This window comes from Bartonella sp. M0192 (genome assembly GCF_016102305.1).
In the GTDB taxonomy this organism is placed as follows: domain Bacteria; phylum Pseudomonadota; class Alphaproteobacteria; order Rhizobiales; family Rhizobiaceae; genus Bartonella; species Bartonella apihabitans.
This window is the reverse complement of sequence record NZ_JACFOU010000001.1, coordinates 1,060,108-1,082,048: the sequence shown is the minus strand read 5'-3', so window position 1 is coordinate 1,082,048 and position 21,941 is coordinate 1,060,108. Positions and strand designations below refer to the sequence as shown.

The 21,941-nt window shown below is 46.1% G+C and carries 24 protein-coding genes; 5 read left to right on the top strand and 19 right to left on the bottom strand.

Features of this window, described 5'->3' with window-relative positions; all coding sequences use genetic code 11:
• Position 1 precedes the first annotated feature (1 nt).
• Complete coding sequence (gene dxs, locus H3S82_RS04740; RefSeq protein ID WP_198232213.1) at positions 2–1,924, bottom strand: 1-deoxy-D-xylulose-5-phosphate synthase; 1,923 nt, start codon at positions 1,922–1,924, stop codon at positions 2–4.
• Between the two features lie 289 nt (positions 1,925–2,213).
• Between dxs and H3S82_RS04735 the strand changes: the two genes are divergently transcribed.
• Positions 2,214–2,705: a DedA family protein gene (locus H3S82_RS04735; protein WP_198232212.1), complete on the top strand. Its 492-nt coding sequence runs from the start codon at positions 2,214–2,216 to the stop codon at positions 2,703–2,705.
• Positions 2,706–2,712: 7 nt separating this feature from the next.
• Here the strand turns inward: H3S82_RS04735 and H3S82_RS04730 are convergent, their stop codons facing one another.
• The 3 genes from H3S82_RS04730 to aroC are packed head-to-tail and all read right to left on the bottom strand — an operon-like array spanning position 2,713 to position 5,195.
• Positions 2,713–2,970 carry an exodeoxyribonuclease VII small subunit gene (locus tag H3S82_RS04730; RefSeq protein WP_077970774.1) on the bottom strand — a complete coding sequence of 86 codons (258 nt, stop codon included), beginning with the start codon at positions 2,968–2,970 and terminating at the stop codon, positions 2,713–2,715.
• Positions 2,971–2,977: 7 nt separating this feature from the next.
• Positions 2,978–4,090, bottom strand: a complete 1,113-nt coding sequence (gene ribB / locus H3S82_RS04725; RefSeq protein ID WP_198225112.1) for a 3,4-dihydroxy-2-butanone-4-phosphate synthase — start codon at positions 4,088–4,090, stop codon at positions 2,978–2,980.
• A 10-nt stretch (positions 4,091–4,100) separates the two neighbouring features.
• Positions 4,101–5,195: a chorismate synthase gene (gene aroC, locus H3S82_RS04720; RefSeq protein ID WP_198232329.1), complete on the bottom strand. Its 1,095-nt coding sequence runs from the start codon at positions 5,193–5,195 to the stop codon at positions 4,101–4,103.
• Positions 5,196–5,545: 350 nt separating this feature from the next.
• On the opposite strand from aroC, the gene H3S82_RS04715 reads away from it, so the two are divergent.
• Complete coding sequence (locus H3S82_RS04715; protein WP_077970769.1) at positions 5,546–5,800, top strand: DUF1344 domain-containing protein; 255 nt, start codon at positions 5,546–5,548, stop codon at positions 5,798–5,800.
• A gap of 163 nt (positions 5,801–5,963) precedes the next feature.
• Here H3S82_RS04715 and H3S82_RS04710 read toward each other — a convergent pair whose 3' ends face one another.
• From H3S82_RS04710 to H3S82_RS04690, 5 genes are all read right to left on the bottom strand, one after another.
• On the bottom strand, positions 5,964–6,557 hold the full coding sequence (locus H3S82_RS04710) for a histidine phosphatase family protein (RefSeq protein ID WP_077970767.1): 594 nt from the start codon (positions 6,555–6,557) through the stop codon (positions 5,964–5,966).
• Positions 6,558–6,561: 4 nt separating this feature from the next.
• Positions 6,562–7,380, bottom strand: a complete 819-nt coding sequence (fabI, locus tag H3S82_RS04705) for an enoyl-ACP reductase FabI (RefSeq protein WP_078039226.1) — start codon at positions 7,378–7,380, stop codon at positions 6,562–6,564.
• Positions 7,381–7,932: 552 nt separating this feature from the next.
• Entirely contained in the window at positions 7,933–8,397 is a 465-nt protein-coding gene (locus H3S82_RS04700) for a copper chaperone PCu(A)C (RefSeq protein ID WP_198232211.1), read from the bottom strand.
• 60 nt (positions 8,398–8,457) lie between these two features.
• Complete coding sequence (locus H3S82_RS04695) at positions 8,458–9,426, bottom strand: DnaJ C-terminal domain-containing protein (RefSeq protein WP_198225115.1); 969 nt, start codon at positions 9,424–9,426, stop codon at positions 8,458–8,460.
• 174 nt (positions 9,427–9,600) lie between these two features.
• Entirely contained in the window at positions 9,601–10,068 is a 468-nt protein-coding gene (locus H3S82_RS04690) for an RT0821/Lpp0805 family surface protein (RefSeq protein ID WP_198232210.1), read from the bottom strand.
• A 76-nt stretch (positions 10,069–10,144) separates the two neighbouring features.
• Here H3S82_RS04690 and pdxH point away from each other — a divergent pair, with 76 nt between their 5' ends.
• A complete protein-coding gene (gene pdxH / locus H3S82_RS04685; RefSeq protein ID WP_078039221.1) occupies positions 10,145–10,768 on the top strand; it encodes a pyridoxamine 5'-phosphate oxidase in 624 nt (207 codons plus the stop codon).
• Between the two features lie 95 nt (positions 10,769–10,863).
• On the opposite strand, the gene ubiA is transcribed toward pdxH, so the two are convergent.
• Complete coding sequence (gene ubiA, locus H3S82_RS04680; protein ID WP_198232209.1) at positions 10,864–11,880, bottom strand: 4-hydroxybenzoate octaprenyltransferase; 1,017 nt, start codon at positions 11,878–11,880, stop codon at positions 10,864–10,866.
• A gap of 92 nt (positions 11,881–11,972) precedes the next feature.
• Between ubiA and purD the strand changes: the two genes are divergently transcribed.
• Positions 11,973–13,259: a phosphoribosylamine--glycine ligase gene (purD, locus tag H3S82_RS04675; protein ID WP_198232208.1), complete on the top strand. Its 1,287-nt coding sequence runs from the start codon at positions 11,973–11,975 to the stop codon at positions 13,257–13,259.
• A gap of 434 nt (positions 13,260–13,693) precedes the next feature.
• Here purD and H3S82_RS04670 read toward each other — a convergent pair whose 3' ends face one another.
• The 6 genes from H3S82_RS04670 to H3S82_RS04645 form a co-directional block, all read right to left on the bottom strand.
• On the bottom strand, positions 13,694–14,236 hold the full coding sequence (locus H3S82_RS04670) for a YcxB family protein (protein ID WP_198232207.1): 543 nt from the start codon (positions 14,234–14,236) through the stop codon (positions 13,694–13,696).
• Between the two features lie 347 nt (positions 14,237–14,583).
• Entirely contained in the window at positions 14,584–15,120 is a 537-nt protein-coding gene (locus H3S82_RS04665) for a DUF6101 family protein (RefSeq protein WP_198232206.1), read from the bottom strand.
• A 153-nt stretch (positions 15,121–15,273) separates the two neighbouring features.
• Positions 15,274–16,683 carry an FAD-binding oxidoreductase gene (locus H3S82_RS04660; RefSeq protein ID WP_198232328.1) on the bottom strand — a complete coding sequence of 470 codons (1,410 nt, stop codon included), beginning with the start codon at positions 16,681–16,683 and terminating at the stop codon, positions 15,274–15,276.
• A 5-nt stretch (positions 16,684–16,688) separates the two neighbouring features.
• Positions 16,689–17,648: an L-threonylcarbamoyladenylate synthase gene (locus H3S82_RS04655; RefSeq protein WP_198232327.1), complete on the bottom strand. Its 960-nt coding sequence runs from the start codon at positions 17,646–17,648 to the stop codon at positions 16,689–16,691.
• A 12-nt stretch (positions 17,649–17,660) separates the two neighbouring features.
• On the bottom strand, positions 17,661–18,389 hold the full coding sequence (locus H3S82_RS04650; RefSeq protein ID WP_198232205.1) for a ribonuclease HII: 729 nt from the start codon (positions 18,387–18,389) through the stop codon (positions 17,661–17,663).
• Positions 18,389–19,588, bottom strand: a complete 1,200-nt coding sequence (locus H3S82_RS04645) for a PA0069 family radical SAM protein (protein WP_198232204.1) — start codon at positions 19,586–19,588, stop codon at positions 18,389–18,391. The genes H3S82_RS04650 and H3S82_RS04645 overlap by 1 nt, the downstream gene beginning before the upstream one ends.
• Before the next feature lie 85 nt (positions 19,589–19,673).
• Between H3S82_RS04645 and H3S82_RS04640 the strand changes: the two genes are divergently transcribed.
• A complete protein-coding gene (locus tag H3S82_RS04640) occupies positions 19,674–20,183 on the top strand; it encodes a hypothetical protein (protein WP_198232203.1) in 510 nt (169 codons plus the stop codon).
• A gap of 67 nt (positions 20,184–20,250) precedes the next feature.
• On the opposite strand, the gene moaB is transcribed toward H3S82_RS04640, so the two are convergent.
• Genes moaB through H3S82_RS04625 form a run of 3 tightly spaced genes read right to left on the bottom strand, consistent with a single transcriptional unit; the run spans position 20,251 to position 21,884 of the window.
• Positions 20,251–20,781: a molybdenum cofactor biosynthesis protein B gene (gene moaB, locus H3S82_RS04635; protein ID WP_078039214.1), complete on the bottom strand. Its 531-nt coding sequence runs from the start codon at positions 20,779–20,781 to the stop codon at positions 20,251–20,253.
• Between the two features lie 15 nt (positions 20,782–20,796).
• The gene (locus H3S82_RS04630; protein ID WP_198232202.1) at positions 20,797–21,696 is read right to left on the bottom strand and encodes a 4-(cytidine 5'-diphospho)-2-C-methyl-D-erythritol kinase; all 900 of its coding nucleotides are present in this window, start codon (positions 21,694–21,696) and stop codon (positions 20,797–20,799) included.
• Between the two features lie 2 nt (positions 21,697–21,698).
• A complete protein-coding gene (locus tag H3S82_RS04625; RefSeq protein WP_077970738.1) occupies positions 21,699–21,884 on the bottom strand; it encodes a hypothetical protein in 186 nt (61 codons plus the stop codon).
• Positions 21,885–21,941 lie beyond the last annotated feature (57 nt).

Genomic DNA, 21,941 nt, shown 5'->3' with positions numbered 1-21,941 from the left:
TTCAGGCCCGAATTTGTGGTGTCACCAATGCTTCGCGGCCGAGAGCGGCAAAGACAGTATTGACGATACCGGTTTTATCAAGCCCAATCTCGGAAAGAATTTTTGCTTGCGGCCCATGATAGAGATATTTATCCGGCAATGTCAGAGTGCGGATTTTTAACCCTTTGTCGAGCAGTCCATCCCTTGCGAGGAATTGCAAGACTTGTGCACCGAAACCTCCGGCTGCCCCTTCTTCAATCGTGACAAGAACCTCATGTTCCTGAGCAAGACGGCGAACAAGATCTTCGTCGAGCGGTTTTGCAAAACGGGCATCTGCAACCGTTGTCGAAAGACCTGCGGCTCCCAGTTCATCGGCGGCAGCAAGGGCCTCCTGCAAACGGGTACCAAAACCCAATAATGCCACTTTACTGCCCTCACGCAGGATGCGTCCCTTTCCGATTTCGATCAATTCGCCGCGTTCGGGCAATTTGAGACCTACGCCTTCACCACGTGGATAGCGGAAAGAAACCGGTCCCTGATCATAGGCAGCGGCCGTGCGCACCATATTCATCAATTCCAGTTCGTCGGACGGTGCCATGACAACAAAGCCCGGAAGTGCTGACAAAAAGACCGTGTCATAACTTCCGGCATGAGTCGAGCCGTCGGCACCGACAAAACCGGCGCGGTCAATTGCAAATTTCACCGGCAATTGTTGTATGGAAACATCATGAACAATCTGGTCATAAGCACGCTGGAGAAATGTGGAATAAATCGCCACGAAAGGTTTGAGACCTTCACAAGACATACCGGCTGCAAAAGTGACTGCATGTTGCTCGGCAATGCCGACATCAAACATACGGTCAGGAAACTTTTCGGCAAATTTGTCGAGCCCCGTTCCGGAAGGCATTGCAGCAGTAACCGCAACAATCTTGTCGTCTAGCGTTGCTTCTTTAATCAAAGAATCGGCAAATACTTTGGTGTAGGAGGGAGCTTTGCTCTGAACTTTTATTTGTTCGCCGGTCACAACATTGAAACGGCTAACTCCATGATATTTGTCACTCGCTGCTTCAGCCGGTGCATAGCCCTTGCCCTTGCGTGTAACAACATGAACAAGAACCGGACCATTCGGATGTTCGCGGACATTTTTCAAGACCGGCAGGAGATGCTCGATATTGTGACCGTCGATCGGTCCGACATAGTAGAAACCCAACTCTTCAAACAGCGTTCCGCCGGTTAGAAAACCACGCGCAAATTCTTCCCCGCGACGGGCTTTATCCCAGAAAAATTTGGGAAGCTTTTTGCTCAAAGCTTTAGCGCGTTCACGCAGATTACGGTATGAAGGGCTTGAAACCAGCCGTGCAAGATAGGCACTCATTGCTCCGGTTGGCGGAGCAATCGACATATCGTTATCGTTAAGAATAACAATGAGCCGCGCGTCAAGCGAACCGGCATTGTTCATCGCCTCATAGGCCATACCAGCAGACATTGCACCATCACCGATAACGGCAACAACATTACGCTTTTTTTCCTTTTTCAGGTCATTGGCGACAGCCATACCGAGACCCGCAGAAATGGAGGTTGAAGAATGGCCCGCCCCGAACGGATCATAAATGCTTTCGCTGCGTTTGGTAAAACCTGACAATCCCCCTTCCTGACGAAGAGTACGGATACGATCACGCCTGCCCGTCAATATCTTATGGGGATAAGATTGATGCCCGACATCCCAAATAATACGATCTTCGGGTGTGTTAAAAACATAATGCAACGCAACGGTGAGTTCTACCACGCCGAGCCCCGCGCCCAAATGTCCCCCTGTTACCGATACGGCATCAATTGTTTCAGCCCGCAATTCATTAGCGACTTCTGTCAAGGCGCTTTCCGGCAAGCGGCGCAGATCCTCCGGCAGATGTATCTTGTCCAACAATGGTGTTGATGGTCGCGACAAATTATTTTCCTTAGTTGTTTTCAACTGTTAACACATTTTCCTGTTTGCCAAAGCTTTACAGCTTTTAACGAATATTTGCACCTCAAAACTCAAAAATTTTAATCATTTAACACCTGACGCCTATCAAATTGTGATGATTTTCTCTCCATATCCATTCAAAATTATCAACAAGACATAATTTTCAAGCTTTATGATGCGCTTGATAACAAATAAAGATGCGCCATATGACCAAACCAAAGGCAGTTTTTTCACTGTGGTTATAAGATTAGCGTAAGTTAGATGATAAACAATGTTTGAAGAATATTTACAACATTGGATTTCGCAATATGGCCCGTTTGCCTATTTCTTCATCCTCTATTTCGAATCATTTGGCGCTCCTGTTCCGGGAGAAAGCGGCCTTATCGCCGGCTCTTTGCTCGCAGCTGCCGGAAAGCTCGATCTGCTGCCAATGCTGCTTTGTGCTTTTTCAGGAAGTGTGCTTGGCGATTGCACCGGTTATGCTATAGGCCATTTCGGCGGCGAAAAACTTCTATTGCGCTACGGACATTACGTAAAACTCACACCGGAACGGCTCGAAAAGTTTCAAAATATGCTTGATAAACGTGGCTTTTTCTTTGTCGCCACAGCCCGTTTCATTGTAATTTTACGCCAATTGAACGGCCTTATTGCCGGTTCCGGAGGAATGGCTTTTCCGAAATTTCTGGTCGCCAATATCATCGGGGCAGCCGCTTGGACGCTTGTTTGGGGCGGCGGCCCCTATCTTGTAAAATTTTTATTCTAAATTCCGCTTATTGTTCGGCATCAAGCGGTTCAAGCCCTTCCGGCTCTCCCTCGCGCGACAAACGAATTTTATCAACCTTGTTTTCAGCTTCTTTCAAAAGCTTGTCACAATGTTTTTTCAAAGCTTCGCCACGCTCATATATACGAATTGTCTCATCAAGTGCGACATCGCCGCGCTCGAGTTTTTCAACAATTTCTTCCAACGCGCCAAGTGCTTTCTCGAAACTCATTTGAGAAACATCGGCATTATCTTTCTGTTCTGCCATTCGAGCCTCACAAAATATCTGTTTTTTCTATATGGATACCAAAACCTTCAAGGCCAACATAATGGCGCTCGCGCGAGGCATAAAGAATAACCGAGGTAATGCCAAGGCTTTTGAGAATTTGCGCGCCAAGACCGATCTGGCGCCATTCTTCCTCACGCTCGACAGCCTGTTCATGTGTCTCGAGCCCTTCCATAGCCATTTCGCGATCACGGTTCTCATCAGCAGAACCGACGCCAACAGATCCGGCACGTAGATAGACAAAAACACCGCGTTTTTCTTTTTCAGCCATAAGTCGCAGCACAGATTCAATTTCGTGTTTTTTACCAAAAACATCGGAGACAACATTTTCACGTTGCAAACGGACAGGAATGTTTTCGCCATCACGGATATCACCAAAAACAACGGCAACATGTTGCATCGGCTCCCACGGCAATTGATAGCTGTGGGCAACAGCCGGTCCGACAAGTGTATCGACTTTCATCTCGTCAACATGTTCGATGAGCGTTTCTTTACGTTGGCGATAGGCTATAAGGTCGGCTACGGTCACGACATGAAGATTATGTTCTTCAGCAAATTTTCTTACCTCAGGACCGTGTTTGACAGTTCCGTCGTCATTCATCAGTTCGCCAATCACGCCAACCGGAGGAAGATTTGCAAGTTTGCACAAATCGACAGCCGCTTCCGTGTGGCCGGAGCGCATCAACACACCGCCTTCACGGGCAATGAGCGGAAATACGTGTCCCGGACGACTGAAATCGGACGCGCTGGCGTTCGGATTTGCGAGATTCCTCACTGTCAATGTCCGATCCTCGGCAGAAATACCTGTTGTCGTACCATGCAGAAAATCAACCGTTACAGTGAAGGCTGTGTGATGAGCCGAATCATTATTTGAAACCATAGGGGCAAGATTGAGCCGTTTTGCTTCCTCGCCGGTCATCGGTGCGCAAATAATTCCAGAAGTATTGCGCACAATAAATGCCATTTTTTCCGGTGTGCAATGAACGGCTGCAACAATAAGGTCACCTTCATTTTCACGGCCATTATCATCTGTAACCGCAACAATTTCACCGCGCTCGAACGCTCTTATAGCGTCCACGACCGATTTCTGGTTGAATGTCATAATAGTCCTTTCAGATCCGGCCTGTTTGGCCGCGATGTCTAAGATAATGGTCGGCAATGGCACAAGCCACCATCGCTTCCCCTACTGGTACAGCCCTTATTCCAACACAAGGATCATGCCGCCCCTTTGTCACTACATCAACATTATTGCCATCAACATCCACTGAACGGCGCGGTGTCAATATCGATGATGTCGGTTTGACTGCAAAACGCGCAATGACCGGTTCGCCGTTAGAAATACCTCCCAGAATACCGCCAGCATGATTGCTTAAAAAAACCGGTCTTCCATTTTCCCCATGCCGCATTTCGTCGGCATTTTCTTCGCCTGTCAAGCGGGCAGCGTTAAATCCTTCACCGATTTCAACGGCCTTGACTGCATTGATCGACATGAGAAAGGATGCAATATCCTGATCAAGTTTCCCGTAAATCGGTGCGCCAAGCCCGGCAGGTACATTGTCTGCAACAATTTCTACTATAGCACCGATTGACGAACCTTTCTTGCGAATTTCATCAAGATAAGTTGCGAATTTTTCAGCGGCTATCTTATCGGGGGTAAAAAACGGATTATTATCAACCTCATTCCAATCCCAACGGGAGCGGTCAATATCGATTGCGCCAATGGCAATCACTGCCCCACGCACACGAAGATTCGGAACAACTTTTCGGGCTATTGCGCCGGCAGCAACACGCGCTGCAGTCTCACGTGCCGAAGAACGCCCGCCACCACGATAATCGCGAATGCCATATTTGACATCATAAGTATAATCGGCATGTCCGGGACGATATTCGCGGGCAAGATTGCCATAATCTTTCGACCGCTGATCGGTGTTCTCGATCATCATCGAAATCGGCGTTCCGGTTGTGATCAATTCTTTCCCGTCATCACAAGGTAACACTCCCGACAATATCTTGACCTCATCAGCTTCACGGCGCTGGGTCGTATAACGGGATTGTCCGGGTTTGCGTTTATCAAGATAAGCTTGCACCTCCGCCACCGAGAACTTTATCCCCGGAGGGCAACCGTCAATAACGCAGCCCAATGCAGGCCCATGGCTTTCGCCCCATGTTGTAACGCGGAAGAGTTTACCGAATGTATTATATGACATAAAAACGCCAATCCAACTTTTCAACATTGTTTGTTCTATTGAGCTTTTGGTTCGTGGTCAAACAGTGAAAACCAAGATTGAGGCAATTTTGATCAATAACGGGATTTTTTCCACATTTCCGGCCGTTTACATTCAAAGAACCGCATATCGGGACAAAAATGCACACGTTTTACAGGAAAACCATTATGTGATTTTGTATATTCTATTTTTGATTGACCAATGGCTATGGTTTCGACACAATCGCCTGTCATTGATTTGCAATGATTTGGTTTTGCCAAGACTTGAGCTTGCAACGACTTGAATTTGCAATAACTGGCAGTTTTACAATTGACGATTTTGAAAGGGCTAATATGAGAAAACTGGTTTTTGCGGGGATACTAGCAACATTTCTTTTCCCAGCCTTAGCTTTTGCCGATGACGTCAAAGGAACAATAACAGCTATCAATCAGGATAATAATACAATCGAACTCGACAATGGGAAAACTTACAGTTTACCGGGTGAATTCGATTATTCTGTTTTGAGTGAAGGCATGAAAGTCATCGTATTTTATGACACCGAGGGAAATGATCGCTACATTACCGATATCGAACCACAAGAAAGTTGATGATCGTTCTCAACCGGCAGTTATTTTATTAAATAAAACGCGCAAAACCCCGCAATTGCACATAAAATCCCGCAGTTACGCATAAATCCCACGGTTGCACACCAAGTCCTTTTGACGAATTTGGTGTGCATATAATTATTTTGTCATAAGGTCGGACAATAATTTAAAGCCATTCCAGTCCGTTTTCATCAAAACGTAAAATACGATCCTGATCGACCATAAAATTGGCGGCTTCCGGTTCGCTCAACCCGCCGTAAATATGCATGATTGAACGCAAGCACCCGCCATGGGTGACACAGACCGTATTGCCTTCAACCTTTTCGACCCAGTCTTTGACACGCTTGGCGAGCATGGCATAGCTTTCCGCCTTTTCACCGGGGGGCAAAAAATTCCACTTGTCTGCAACACGGGCAGCAATGAGTTCAGGGTGGACTTTGGCAATATCATCCTCGGTTGTTCCCTGCCAGTCGCCGAAATGCATCTCCATTAACTGTGGATCGGTGCGATAGCCGCGAATATCGAGCCCCATTTCACCACGGATAATTTCCATCGTTTCGCGTGTTCTACGCAAAGGGCTTGCAACAAAATCAAAGCCTTTGGCATCGCCCAATAATTCTTTTAATAAACGGCCATTACGTGCAGCCTGCTGGCGCCCATATTCGGTAATATCGCGATCTATCTGGCCTTGTATGCGTTTGGTAATATTCCAATCCGTCTGACCATGACGGGAAAAATAAATAAGCGGACGCTTGGACACTTTATCAATCCTTTACAACAGAAATATCCGGTGCATCGACTGCTTTCATGCCGATAACATGATATCCGGCATCAACGTGATGAACTTCGCCGGTTACCGAACGGGACAAATCCGAAAGAAGATAAAGCGCAGAATCGCCAACTTCATCAATCGTAACCGTCCGACGAAGGGGCGCATTGTATTCATTCCATTTGAGAATATACCGGAAGTCACCGATTCCCGAAGCAGCCAATGTTTTGATCGGGCCAGCCGAAACAGCATTGACACGAATTTTTTTAGGTCCGAGATCAACTGCAAGATATTTGACACTTGCTTCAAGAGCGGCCTTGGCAACGCCCATAACGTTATAGTTCGGCATAACTTTTTCCGAGCCATAATAGGTCAATGTCAAAATCGAACCGCCATCGGGCATCAATTTTTCTGCCCGCTGGGTCACTGCAGTGAGAGAATAAACAGAAATATTCATCGTCATGTTGAAGTTTGCTTCAGTTGTATCAACATAACGCCCCGTCAGTTCGTCCTTGTCGGAAAAGCCGATTGCATGAACGAGAAAATCAATTTTTCCCCATTTCTGTTTTACCGCATCGAATGCTGCATCAATTGACGCTGCATCTGTGACATCACAATGGCCACAAACAAATCCCCCGACCTCTTCTGCAAGCGGTACAACACGTTTTTTCAGTGCTTCCCCCTGGTAGGTAAAAGCAAGCTCGGCACCCGCTTTGTGTGCAGCTTTTGCGATACCCCATGCAATTGAATGATTATTTGCAAGCCCGAGAATTAAACCGCGCTTGCCACGCAACAAACCGTTACTGTCACCCATTGGTATTGCCTCATAATTGCTTGATATCAGTTTTCGCTTTTTGCCCTATGACATAGCTCGCACTTTTCTTCAAGTAATTGGTGCAATTTGTTCGTGAAAACCAACAATTATGCAACGCAAACGCAGAAAAACTTTAAAATTCGCTTTGTTTTTCGTTTTTGAAGAACGAAATCCGTTCATTCCTTCATCCATTTCGGTTGAAGAAAAAGCGATCTTGAAAAATGTGAATGGGCACCTTGCAAAAACCGGTATGAACCGTTCAATTCAAATCTTTTTGTTAAACAAGTAACAAGGAAGTCCCATTCATCAAACTGGAAAAGTGGCCGGTCTTTAAAGATTCCCTGACGTTGGTCTTATCATTTCTGTTCATTTGACCAAAAAGCAGAAATGAATTGGTCAATCGGCTCCGGCTCATAAATAAGATAATTGTAGCGGGAAAGAACTACGGTAAAACGGCATTATCAAACATCGGGATTGGGCTATTCATCAATATGGCCCTGACCGATCGCCAAATATTATAATGGCTTAAAAAAAATTGCAGAACTGCGACAATCAGGGATTATCCGGTTTATCGTCTTTAATTTCGATTGCGAAATTGATTTTTACGTCGCCATTTTTTTCAAAGTGCAAAACAGCCGGAACAAACTCGCCATCGCGCAATTCATCCTGACAGTTGAAAAACATGAAATGATAATCACCGGGCTTCAATTCAAGATAGCCGTTCGGTTCAATGGTAAGAGGTTCCTTGAGCTTTTGCATCTTGACCTTACCATATTGTTTGATTGTTTCGTGAATAACCACATGATCGGAAATGTCGGAGGTTATTGACAGCAAGCGATCTGCATTAAATCCGCCGTTATGAATGAGAGCGAAACCTTCTGCACGTTTTTCACCCGTATCGGATTTCTGCACCCACGGGCTTTCGACAGTAATATCGCCTTTCGTGAAATTTTCGGCCAAAGCTGATGAACAAAAAATAGCCAGCAGAAAAAAAGCGAGACAAAAATTGAACCTCATGACAATCCTCGTTCCCGCTTTTATTCCTATAGCTTACCCAATCAACCCGTTTTATGATCTTCAAGATTGCATTTTGATAAATTGTTCAAGTCCGGCATCTCCACCTTCCGGCAGCATAATACGGACATGAACATAAAGATCATCCCGGCCACCTGTTTTGAGAGGTAGTCCTCTTCCTTTCAAGCGCAAAACCTTGTCGGAGCTCGACCAGGCCGGTATCGTCAACATAACGCGGCCGTCAAGCGTATCAACCGGTTTTTTGGCACCCAGAACCGCATCTTTAAGAGAGACCGGCAAATCGAGATGCAGTGCTCTTCCTTCAATGTGGATGTGGGGATGGGGCTTGATGTGAATTGTCACCAATGCATCTCCGGCCTGACCATAAGGTACAGTTTCACCTTGCCCTTTCAGCCGGATTGTCTGGCCATCCTCGACATAATCGGGAAGTTTGATTTTAAGCTTTTTACCATTCGGGAAAATAGCTTCGACTTTCTCGGCTCCGACGAGCTGCTCTAAAGTTACATCCAGTCTTGCATGGATATCAGCGCCCTGTTGGCGCGCTTGCGCACGGCTGCGGCTGCCAAAACCGGAAAAACCTCCGCCTCTATTGGCTCCATTTCCTGCACCGAAAAGATCTCTGAAAATATCGCCGGCATCAAAGCCCGCCTTTCCGCCACCAGACCTGAATTCGAAATGACTGGAGCCGTTGCCGAACGGGTTACCACGGCCGCCAAACCCCTGTCCGCCGCCAAAGCCCTGTCCGCCGCCAAACCCTTGACCTCCACCGGCAAAGCCTTGAAAAACGGGCTTGCCTTCGGCATCAATCTCGCCACGATCAAATTTTTCTTTTTTGTCTTTATCGCCAAGAATTTCATAGGCTTGATTGACTTCGGCAAATTTATCCTGAGCAGTCTTGTCGCCTTTGTGAAGATCAGGGTGATATTGTTTTGCCAGTTTTCTGAATGCAGATTTAATCTCTTGCGGTTTGGCAGTGCGCGCCACACCCAGAACCGTATAGGGATCACGCATATTTATCCTCTTTCCAGCCGAAAAAAGGGCATTCCCTCAAGACGGCTTTATAAAAATCTGTTCCACCTCGAAGGGCAGAAAAATACCTCATTCTCTATATGCCTATGAAAGAGCGAAAATACCAGATCATTTCATGTTTTTTTAAGTGGTTTTTGAACAAGCCGGACGAGGACATTAATGAGCCATATCGAAGCTGGTCATTGTCCAGACATCGGGAGCCATTTCACAGATTTCACCGTGATAGAGATTTTCTCCGTCATAAGCCGAACGGGTCGCCTGGAACTTGCGGCATTTACGGCCCTTATCTTTACTTTCGACAATCGAACTGATTGTTCCTTCGCTTCCCGTTATAGTATTATCCCACTTTACTTCTTTAGGAGAAGCATTCACGTTTTCAATTGCCTTGATCTCGTCGCGAATAACAAGTTGGTCGGAGAGAATGATCGGGTCGCTCGTCAATGTTGTTTGTGAGGCCACCGAACCGGTCATCATCGAATAATCGACGGAATTTTCCGGCGTTGCAGTGACGCCCATTTTATCAAGTTTGTCACCTGATATGATACAGCCTTGCAATAACCAAGTGATCGTGACAAAAATGACAAAACGACCAAGCCGGCTTATCAAATTAAAAAAAGCTTCCATAGTCCACTTTTTTCCGCGTCGGCCAGGTAGTTTGACAACACGCTATTATACAGAAAACACATAACTCGGGTGCATTATGACAGATGAAACGTTAACAAGTGGTGACTTTGTCGAGGCAAATGAACCTTTTGCACTTTTTAAAATTTGGATGGAAGATGCAACAAAAAGCGAAATTAACGACCCGAATGCTATGGCAGTTGCTACAGTGGACCCGACAGGCCTTCCAGATGTCCGTATGGTCCTTTTGAAAGCTTTCGGTTCGGATGGATTTGTTTTCTATACAAATTATGAAAGCAATAAGGGACGGGAAATTCTTTCATCTATGAAGGCAGCGTTATGTTTCCACTGGAAATCGTTGCGCAGGCAAGTGAGAGTACGCGGACTGGTTGAAAAGGTAAGCGACGAAGAAGCTGATGCCTATTATCAATCACGTGCACGTGGCAGCCGCATCGGTGCTTGGGCATCGAAACAATCACGGCCACTCGAAAGCCGCTTTGCATTGGAAAAGGCTGTTGCCGAATACACGGCAAAATACGCCATCGGCAATATACCCCGTCCACCCTACTGGTCCGGCTTCAGAATCAAACCGCTTTCAATCGAATTCTGGCACGACAGACCGTTCAGGCTTCATGACCGTGTAGTTTTTTCCCGTCCTTCGCCTGATGCAAAATCGTGGGAAAAACACCGTTTATACCCTTAAGCATTCTCTTTAATCGGCAAAATTTTTCCGTTAAGCCGGACGGTTTAAATCCGGCTTTTAAAAAGCTCTGCTTCGCTTATCGGCGATAGTTATTCTTAGAAATAACGTACCGCTGCTCCAAGAACGAGGCCGAGGAAGATTAAACAGCCGACTGTCGAATTCGATTTGAACAGTCTCAGGCACTCGCTATTATTATTGATATCGATTGTGATAATTTGATAAAACATGTGGATAGCCGCAAGTAACAGGCCAAGATAGGCCAAAGTCGGCACACCGGCCAAAAGAAATGCAGCAAGGCTCAATAAAATAAATCCGCCATAAAGAACGATGAGTGCGGCTTTGGTTTTTTCACCAAAAAGTCTTGCAGTCGAGCGCACACCGACAATTGCATCATCTTCTTTATCCTGATGGGCATAGATTGTGTCATAGCCTATCGTCCATAAAACCGAGCCGAAATAAAGGCTCAAAGGTGCATAATCAAGACGGCCGTAAATCGTAGCCCATCCCATCAGAGCCCCCCAATTGAAGGCAAGGCCTAAAAAAAACTGCGGCCAGTATGTCACGCGTTTCATAAAGGGGTAGATTGCGACAATAACAAGCGATGAAACACCTAAAATAATGCTGAACAGATTGAATTGCACAAGCACGAGAAGCCCGACAAGACATTGCAGCCCCATAAAGATTTTCGCCTGTAGACGGCTGACCTGCCCCGATGGCAAAGGCCTTGAGCGCGTGCGTTCCACTTTATTATCGATTTTCTGGTCAACAAGATCATTCCATGTGCACCCCGCGCCGCGCATGGCTACAGCACCAATAAAGAAAAGGAAAAGGTACCATATTGCCAAGGCAACCGGATAGGGATGCGGGTGAGAATCAAAACCTTTTGCATCCATTGCCAGAATTAACGACCAGAAACACGGCCACATAAGAAGTTTCCAACCGATTGGTCTGTCCCAACGTGATAACTGGGCATATGGCCATAGAGACCGCGGCAACAAACGATAGACCCAATGCCCTGATGGCGCATCAAAGACACGCCCTCTCACGCCCTGCTGCTGAAGTGTTTCATGAGTGCTCAAGCTTTCAGAAGCAATATTTTTGTTGTTTACCATTTACGACAGCACACCTTTTACCTTGAAGCTAAAGCATTTCGTTTCTATGACAAGAGTAAGGGTTTTAACATCTTCTTCAACAGGAGCAAGTAATGAACGTTCTTCTCATTGGTTCAGGCGGACGCGAACATGCATTGGCTTATAAAATTTCGTCCTCTCCCCTCCTTGGCAAGCTCTTTTGTGCTCCTGGAAATCCCGGAACTCTCCCCTTGGGAAATAATATCAAGCTTGATGTAAAAAACCATAAGGCTGTTGTCAAATTTTGCAAGAAAAATACTGTCGAGCTTGTTGTCATCGGACCGGAAGCTCCACTCGTCGACGGCCTTGCAGATTCCCTTCGGGATAATGGACTTTTTGTTGTCGGGCCAAATAAACTCGCCGCGCGGCTTGAAGGCTCCAAAGGTTTTACCAAAGACCTATGCGCCAAATACAATATTCCGACCGGCGACTATCAGCGCTTTGATAATGCCGAAAAAGCCAAAAACTACATTGAAAAGAAAGGCGCGCCGATTGTCATTAAAGCCGATGGTTTGGCTGCCGGTAAGGGCGTTACTGTTGCAACCACAATCGGAGAAGCATTTCGCGCTGTTGACTCCTGCTTTGACGGGACCTTCGGAAAAGCCGGAATTGAAATTGTTGTGGAAGAATTTCTTGAAGGTGAAGAGGCGAGTTTCTTTTGCCTTTGTGACGGAAAAACAGCCATTCCTTTCGGCTCTGCACAAGATCATAAACGTGTTGGTGATGGTGATAAGGGAGCCAATACCGGAGGCATGGGAGCCTATTCACCGGCGCCTGTCATGACCGACGATATGACAAAGCGCGTTATGAATGAAATCGTAAAGCCCACCATTCGTGGCATGGCCGATCTTGGTTGCCCATTCAGCGGTGTTTTGTTTGTGGGGTTGATGATTACAAAAAAAGGCCCCGAACTTATCGAATTCAATGTCCGCTTCGGCGACCCTGAATGTCAGGTTCTGCTGATGCGGCTAAAAAGCGATCTGCTCTCGGTACTCTATTCCGTTGCAAAAGGTCATCTCGAAGATGTCGAACTCAACTGGACAACCGATAAAGCTTTGACTGTGGTTATGGCAGCGAAAGGTTATCCTGAAGCACCGGAACGAGGAAGCATTATTTCCGGCATAGAAAAAGCGGATAAACTGCCTGACGTCAAAGTTTTCCACGCCGGTACCGCTTTAAAAGACGGAAAAGTCATCGCCAATGGCGGTAGGGTTTTGAATGTTACAGCAACAGGAAAAACGGTAAAAGAGGCGCAACAGAAAGCCTATCAGGCAATAAAATTGATTGATTGGCCGGAAGGCTTTTATCGCCATGATATCGGCTGGCGTGCCATTGAACGGGAAGAATCTAAAGCAAACTGAAATTTCAACGCGTGAAGCGCGATAAATCGAATAGCGCTCCTTGTAGGTAGCGATTTGTTTTGTCGCCCCTAAACCGCATTCGAAAAATCGAATGCATCGCATCAAAACCGATAGTCAAGTTTTGTGCCGAATAGCTTTGTGGGATAATCAGAATCTGTTCAAAATTCAAAACGAACCGGACGTTCATTTTATAATCAGCGAGAGGAGCGTTTTCCAAAAAACGTCCAGAAAATTCGAAGGGGGAGGATTTGTCCGAGACCGGCGAGATCTTAAAACGAATTTTTCGGACTTTTATACTTTTTCAGATTTTATAATTTGTTTTTGACAGGCGAGCTTTTGCCGATAATCGTCAGAACATGCTCTTAATACGCCGGTTCCTGTCATTTTATACTATCTGTCAGTTGGCCTTTGAAAATTTTTAAAAAACCGAAAATCTATTTTTCTTCGGCCGCTATTTCGCGTTTAAAAATAGTGCGCAGATCTTCCAGTTGCTCGTCATCTATGGGAGCTTTCGGCAATACGTTAAATTTCTTCGGCGATATATAAAGGGCAATAAAAGTCGGATATTCTCGCCAGCCGGAAAATAAACGGAACGGGTATGTCCCTCTGATATACGAGCTCTTTATTGCTACTGCATGGTCATCCCATACCCAAGTTTGTTCAAGCCCGATCTGCTTGTCATTTTTCACCAATTGTTGGACATGGTGGGGGATCAGAACAAAATAGTTCAATGCCCAGATAGCAATGATAATCGCAGCATAAATGGCTGAAATACGATAAAGTGAATGACCCCAATTCTGATACCAGTCGGCTCCGTCAATCATCACAAGAACAGCCGACATCAGAGCAACAGCGACAATCCACAGCAGGAGGAGCCGGATGAATGTCTGTCTCGATAACGCATGATCGCGATAATAGGCTTTGAGCGCCTCAATCGCATCCTGCTTCTCAAGTATAAAAACAATCTGCCGCGTCATTCAATCCTCCGGACATATCTTGCTGGTAAGCTTAACACCGGTCCATTGTCAAATGGCAAAAAAAATTTATTAGAGAAAATTTCGTTGGGGAAATTTATTCAGGAAAATTTCCATGTATTTTTTATTGAAATAGCCAACCGAATATTCTGAGCTATAACTGGCTTCTGTGGATAAGCTTGCAGGCAAAGAGCTTTTTTCCCAAACGTGATTTTCGATTACGAATTCCGCGTTTTCCGCCAATGGTTTAATCAAAGCAAAAGGGCGATTGCTTCCCGCTCTTGCTCGAACAGTTACCGTTAACCGCAAGAAGCGCCCACCCTTCCGGAAAAAATTCCGCAAAAATGGCCTTATCCGAGCATCACCTGATTATTGATAACCAGTCTTATTCCTAAAGAGTAACCGCGGCATCTCAATAGAAAGTTTTTCCGCTTGTTCTCATGCGGCTTTTTGCCGAAAAAATGCTCGAACGGCGACCGATCCTTGACAGGGATAACCGTTCCATCGTCATTAACCAGCAACATTGGAAGATCATAAATATCTGCCCAAAGGCGCCAGTCGAGGAGCACATCATCAAGATCCCGCGAAACCAGAAGTGGTACGCAGGCTTCATGATTTCGATGCAAGAGTTCAAGTGACACTGCTTTTTGCCCTGAAGAGGTCATAACAGCGCGCGCCGCAACGCCTCTGAATTGATGGGCGAGTACCAGACGCGACACACGTGAAGTACTGCTTCCATTTTCTATTTTTAATGCCGCACCACGCTCATTCAATGAACAAACAACAGTTTTGCCTTGCACATCGAAAGAAACATATTGTGGCAGATGGCAGGGATCCAGCCTGAGTTCAAGTCCTGCTTTTGCCCGATTAGCCCATTGAGTGGCCATAGAATTCGTCCCCAATATCCTCGTCAATTCAATCGGGAATCACCATAGCGGGGTTTGTTAATCGGTTTGTTAAAAGGTTAGGTTAAAAAATTATTGGTTTGTTTTTTGGTTATCGAATTACAAACAGTACTTTAAGTTATTATTCACCAAAACTTATAGCATTTTTCCCGGATTCATAATGTTTTTCGGGTCGAATAGCTGTTTGATCGACCGCATGAGAGAAAGCGCTACCGGAGATTTGAAGGCAACAAGTTCCTTGCGCTTTAATTGCCCGATGCCATGTTCGGCCGAAAATGAACCATTATAGCTCATAACCAATGTATGGATACGGTGATTCATTTCGCCCCAAAGGGAAAGATAGGCTAGTTTGTCGGCGCCAACCGGTTGCGACACGTTATAATGCAGGTTTCCATCGCCCATATGACCAAAGCAGACAATGCGGGCACCGGGTGCGATCGTTTCAATAATTTTTGCCGCCTCGCTGATAAAATCCGGAATAGAGGCAATCGGAACCGAAATATCGTGTTTGATCGAACCGCCTTCCAATTTCTGCGCGGGTGACATATCTTCGCGAAGCCGCCAAAATTCTTTCTGCTGGCCCACCGATCGGGCAATGGATGCGTCTTCTATAATTCCCTGTTGAAGTGCATCTGAAAGAATATCTTCCATCGTATTATTCGCTTCACCGTCACTATGGGAAGACGAAAGGTCAAGAAGCACATACCATTCACTTTCATGTTCGAGTGGTGCACGAGCGCCTTTGACATAGTTTAGAGACATTTCCATGCCGACCTTGGCCATAAGTTCAAAACCGGTCAGCATCGAACCGGCTTTTTTCTGGGCAAGAAGCAAAAGCTCTAACGCTTTTTCCGGACTTTTCATGCCCGCATAGGCAACCGCTTTTCCTTGTGGTTTTGGAAAAAGCTTCATAACGGCAGCGGTGATAATACCAAGCGTTCCTTCAGCGCCGATAAACAGGTCTTTCAAGTCATAGCCGCTATTATCTTTTTTGACATAGCGCAAATCGTCGAGAATGCGGCCATCCGGAAGGACAACTTCAAGCCCCAGACAGAGTTCGCGCGTGTTGCCATAGGCAAGAACATCCGTGCCACCGGCATTGGAGGAAAGATTGCCCCCGATCTGGCAAGAGCCTTCCGAGCCAAGCGATAAAGGAAAAAAGCGCCCCTTCTTGTCGACTTTTTCCTGTAATGTTTGAAGAACAACCCCCGCTTCCACCAAAGCCAGATTACCTTCAACATCAATCGAGCGGATCCTGTTCAAACGCTCCATAGAAACAATAATCTCGGTAGCACTTTCGTCCGGTTGTTGTGCCCCAACAAGACCGGTATTTCCCCCTTGTGGAACAATGGGCGTCCCGGTTGCGCTCGCAAGTTTCATAATTTCCGAAACTTCTTTTGGAGAGGAAGGGCGCAATACAAGAGGGGTACGCCCGTGATAAAGACCGCGTTGTTCGACAAGATAGGACGAAATCACATCCTGATCCACCAAAGCGTGATTGACACCGACAATTTCTATAAAACGTTCAATCAGCTTTTTATCTATCATTTCTATTTCCTTGGTGCCGCCGCGCGTTGAAGTCGGTCATTGATAGCCTCGCCCAAGCCGGTAAAAGGTATCGGCTCGACAGCTATACATTTAACATCTTTTCTATCAAGTTCCTTCAAATAATGGAACAGATTGCTGGCCGCCTCCTCAAGATTGCCCTCTTCGCTCAAATTGAGCGTTGCCACAGCACTTCTGGCATTCAAGGTTTGTTGTTTTCCAAAGGCTAAAAGTGCTTCTCCGTTTTTCACGTCTTTGGCATCAAGTCTCACAAATGCATTGGGTGCATAATGGGATTTCAACATGCCCGGCGCTTCAATCGCCGCTCGCTGGTCTACCCTTTCAAGCTTGAGCCCTGTTTGTTTTTCAATTTTCTCGGGCGCGAGCCCACCCGGACGAAGCAGATAAATATGGTCGCCCACGACCTTGATAATGGTGGATTCAACACCGACACGTGTCGGGCCGCCATCAATGATAAGCGGCACTTTTTCGCCAAACATATCGGCAACATCTTTGGCAGATGTGCTACTCAAACGGCCGGAAATATTTGCGCTTGGTGCTGCAACCGGCCGGCCGAGTTCTTTTACTATTGTTGCGAATATACCGACAGGATTTCGAACGGCGAGCGTCTTCAAACCTGCACTGGTAAGTGGGTCTATCGAAGTTTTATTTTTAAGCGGCAAAACGAATGTTAAAGGTCCCGGCCAGAAAGCGTCCATCAGCTTTTTTGAAATATCATCAATCTCGACAATATCTTCCGCCATATCCATACCGCTGACATGCGCGATCAGCGGGTTGAACTGCGGGCGCCCTTTGGTTTTGAATATATTGGCAACCGCTTTTCCATTTGTCGCATCGGCCGCAAGCCCGTAGACAGTCTCGGTCGGTAGTGCCACGAGCTCCCCTTTATCAAGATAGGAAACAGCCTTTGAAACAGCGTCTTTTGACGAGGCAAGAATAATCATCATATCAACCCTCTAGAATGCGCCTTTAATCGGGGCAAAACTGAAGCGATGCAATCTTTTGACAGGCCCTTCATGTTCTATTGCCGCGCGGTGGAATGCTGTTGCATATCCGGCATGTTTTTCAAAACCGTAAGCAGGATAAACTTCCCCCACTTTTTCCATTAGCCGGTCGCGGATGACTTTTGCTATAATGGATGCCGCCGCAATAGATTGGGACCGCCCGTCGCCTTTTATCAGTGCCTGAGCGGGATAAACAAGTTTTGGGGGAATATCGCGCCCGTCAACCAGTACATAATCCGCTTTGACAGACAGACAGGAGACGGCTCGTCTCATGGCTTCAAGAGCAGCTTTCCTGATATCTGTGCGATCAATTTCAATTGCCGACAGGCTGCAAATGGATACGGCCAATGCCGAACGCAAAATCCTGTCATAAAGTGCTTCACGTTTCTTTGCCGAAAGCTTTTTGGAATCATTTAAGCCTTCGGGTATGTTATTCCGGTCAAGAATGACCGCAGCCGTCACCACAGGACCGGCCAGAGGTCCCCGCCCGACCTCGTCCACTCCGGCTATATTCTGATAGCCTTTGGCAATAAGATGTTCCTCGATCGAATAATCGGGCATTGAAGGAATATCTTGAAATAGCGGCAAATCATTGTTTTTGTGAGACATGGACAATCTAATTGCATTACACGAGTTTTTGCGCAAGTCCGGCAATTCGTAAACGTTCAGAAAAATGTTCATCAAATTTTGTCGTCAAAAAGAAACGACAACTGTTTTGCTACTTTCAACGGCGGTCTGAAAAGCCCGATCTCAAGCTTTTGGTGGCGTTCATGCAACCCCAGTCTTTGTCGTGCCAGACGAAAACGGTCGGCAACGAGTTTGGCAAACGGACCTTCGCCGGACATACGCGTTTTCCAATCCGCATCATAATCCTTGCCACCGCGCATATCACGCAGAAGCTGCATAACCCGCCTGTAACGGTCGGGATATTCGCGCAATAACCAGTCTTTAAAGAGCGGAGCAACCTCATAAGGTAGTCTGAGCATAACGTAACCGGCGTCAATCGCACCGGCCTCTTTCGCTCTCGTCAAAACATTTTCTATTTCGTGGTCATTCAATCCGGGAATAACCGGCGCCATCATAACGCTCACGGGCACGCCCTTTTTTGTCAATTCCTTGATTGCCCATAAACGTCGCTCGGGTGTCGCAGCACGCGGTTCCATGAGGCGAGCAAGCTTTCTGTCCAATGTAGTGATGGATAAAGCCACCCGGACAAGCTTTCGCTCAGTCATTCTTTCAAGAATATCGCAATCCCTTACAATAAGTGCCGATTTCGTTGTGATACAAACCGGATGGTTGCATTTATCCAATACATCAAGAATTTGCCGCATAATCTGCCATTTTTTCTCGATTGGCTGGTAAGGGTCTGTATTGGTTCCGATAGCAATTGGCCGAACTTTATAATCAGGTTTTGATAATTCCCGTTCCAGAAGTTTTGCCGCGTCGGGTTTGGCAAATAGTTTGGTTTCAAAATCAACACCTGCCGATAGCCCCATGTAAGAATGGGTCGGGCGTGCAAAACAATAGATACAACCATGTTCGCACCCGCGATAAGGATTGATCGAACGATCGAAGAAAATATCGGGCGAATCATTGTGGGTAATAATCGTACGGGCTTTTTCGGTTTCTACAGTTGTTTGAAGCGGAAAAAGCTGTTCATCCAGATCCCAACCGTCATAAAACCGTTCGCCTGACTGTTTCTCGAACCTTCCGGCAGGATTGAGCGCTGCTCCCCTTCCCCTTGTTTTTTGAGCCTCTGTACGAAGCAATGATTGATCAAGCAACAGTCTGCCACCATCAGCCGACATCGCGTTAAAAGCCAATTGATCGGCCTTTGCCATGACATTTACCAGATGTTGATTGATCACTGCTTTTCCCATCCTTCCGATCTATCATGTTAATAGGAACAAAACAAGAACATAAATTTGCGTGCTTTTGCGGGCATAATGCTTTAATTGAAACAATATGGTTAGTGTAATTATTCACGCGAATGAAGACATAGATCCTCTTGCCGATACACTAGCAATGCTTGTATCGGGGAGCGTGTTCGGTCTTGTCAGCGAGGTTATTCTTTGGTCTGAAAATCACAGCAATGTCTTGCAGACTGTTGCGAATGATACCGGCTGTCGCTATCTCCCAAAAAGCACACTAGGTGATGCGATCATGGCTGCCAAAAGCAAATGGTTGCTTTTTTTAACACCTGGTGCACGATTACTCGACCAATGGCGTGAAATTTTAAGTCGTTATGTCGAGAAGGAGACAAATCCTGCACGTTTCCGCTCTGTCGATTTATCAAAAACATCACTCCTGCCCAAATTTTTCAAAAAGACCCGTTTGATGGAATGCGGCTTAGTTGTGTTGAAAGAAAAGCTTATTGACAATGCCGACAATGAAACAGCATTAAAAAAAGCGATAAACAGTCTTAGACCAGTCGTTTTACCGATTCAGATTTCTGTCCCCACGAAACAAAAATAAACGGCTCTTCTGTTTTTTAAAAGAGCCGTTTTTCATCAATAGTTTACAAACAAAATCGTTCGTTTTCTTATCGTTCTGTCAACCGTGGCATAAGCATCACCAGATTATGCGGGCGCTGGCGGCTATCAAGCTCGCCTTTCAATATATTATCCCACGCATCCTTGCAGGCACCTGTTGAACCAGGTAGGCAGAACACGAATGTTCCATTGATAAGTCCTGCTGTTGCGCGGGACTGGATTGTCACCATACCGATTGTCTCATAGGAAACTTTATGAAACATAGCCGAAAATCCGTCCATCCGCTTGTCAAACAGTGGTTCTATTGCTTCCGGTGTAACATCGCGTCCGGTAAATCCGGTACCACCAGTGGTAATGATAATTTCAACATCGGGATCAGCTGCCCAATCAACAATTTTTTTGCGGATTTCAGGAATTTCATCGCGAACAATATCCCGTTTAGCCAAATTATGGCCTGCCGATTTGATACGTTCTTCCAGAACATCTCCCGACCGGTCATCGCTAGAATTACGTGTATCCGACACTGACAAAACCGCAATGTTGAGCGATTCCATCTTAGCTTTTTCATCAATATGACTCATGATTTTCATTCCTGATTATTCGTCTATTTTGCCCGTTGTCTCGACTGCTTTTACAAACCAGTCCGGTTTTTGTGATTTTATCTTTCTTGCCGCCTCTTCCGCTCTCTTGATATTTTCGTAAATGCCGAAACATGTCGCACCTGACCCCGACATACGTGAGAGAAGTGCGCCATTCCTATCAAGTAGCGCCAGCACATCATCGAGCTCTGGTGCAAGTAAGCGAGCGCATTCATAAAGATCGTTATGTGTTTTTTTCAATTCATTCACAAGTGAATGAAGATTGGACAAGTTTGAAACATCAATATCGAGCGCTGCGCTTTTCCTGTTACCCAAAAGTTTAAAAATTTCCGGTGTCGAAATGGACTGCCCGTGATTGACAAGCACCATCGGAATTCTACAACAATCAACCGGCTGCAATTTTTCGCCGATACCCGAGACACGAAGCGACCTGCGATTTAAAAAGGCCAAAAGGCACATCGGTACATCGGCACCCAATGTCAAACCGAGTTCAAAAAGCTCTTGATCGGATGCTTCGATTTGCCATTGCTGTTTTAAAAGCGCAAAGACACCGGCAGCATCGCCGGAACCACCGCCGATACCGGAAGCAACAGGTAGATTTTTTTCAAGAATGAGCTGACAAGGTTCGGACTTCAACGGGAACTTTTTAACAAAAACATCGCGCGCTCTTGAAACCAGATTGTCCGCATCTACCGTGAGCGCGACAGATTGAGGCCCGACAATGGAAAAACTATTTGTTTTGGCAGGTTTATAAGAGAGAACATCACCTTCAAAGCTGAAACAGACCAGACTATCAAGAAGGTGATAACCATCGTTGCGCTCCCCCACCACATGGAGCGCCAGATTGATTTTAATCGGTGTTACAATTGTTGCGGATTTTGCAACCTTGAAAGGCACGTTTAATCCCGTTCAACGTAATATTCACCCGTTTCGGGATCTTTCACCAATGTACCATTTGCACCTGTGCGGCGTTCATCCTCGGCATGTTTTACACGCAAAGCGACGCGTTCAGATTCGCGCTTGAAAGCACGATAGGCATAAAGTGCTGCTGCACAAATCAGACCATAAATAACTAATCTCAACATTTTCACCTTTAGCTCCCATTTCATTATTTGATAATTAATGAGCGCAAATCAAGTCTT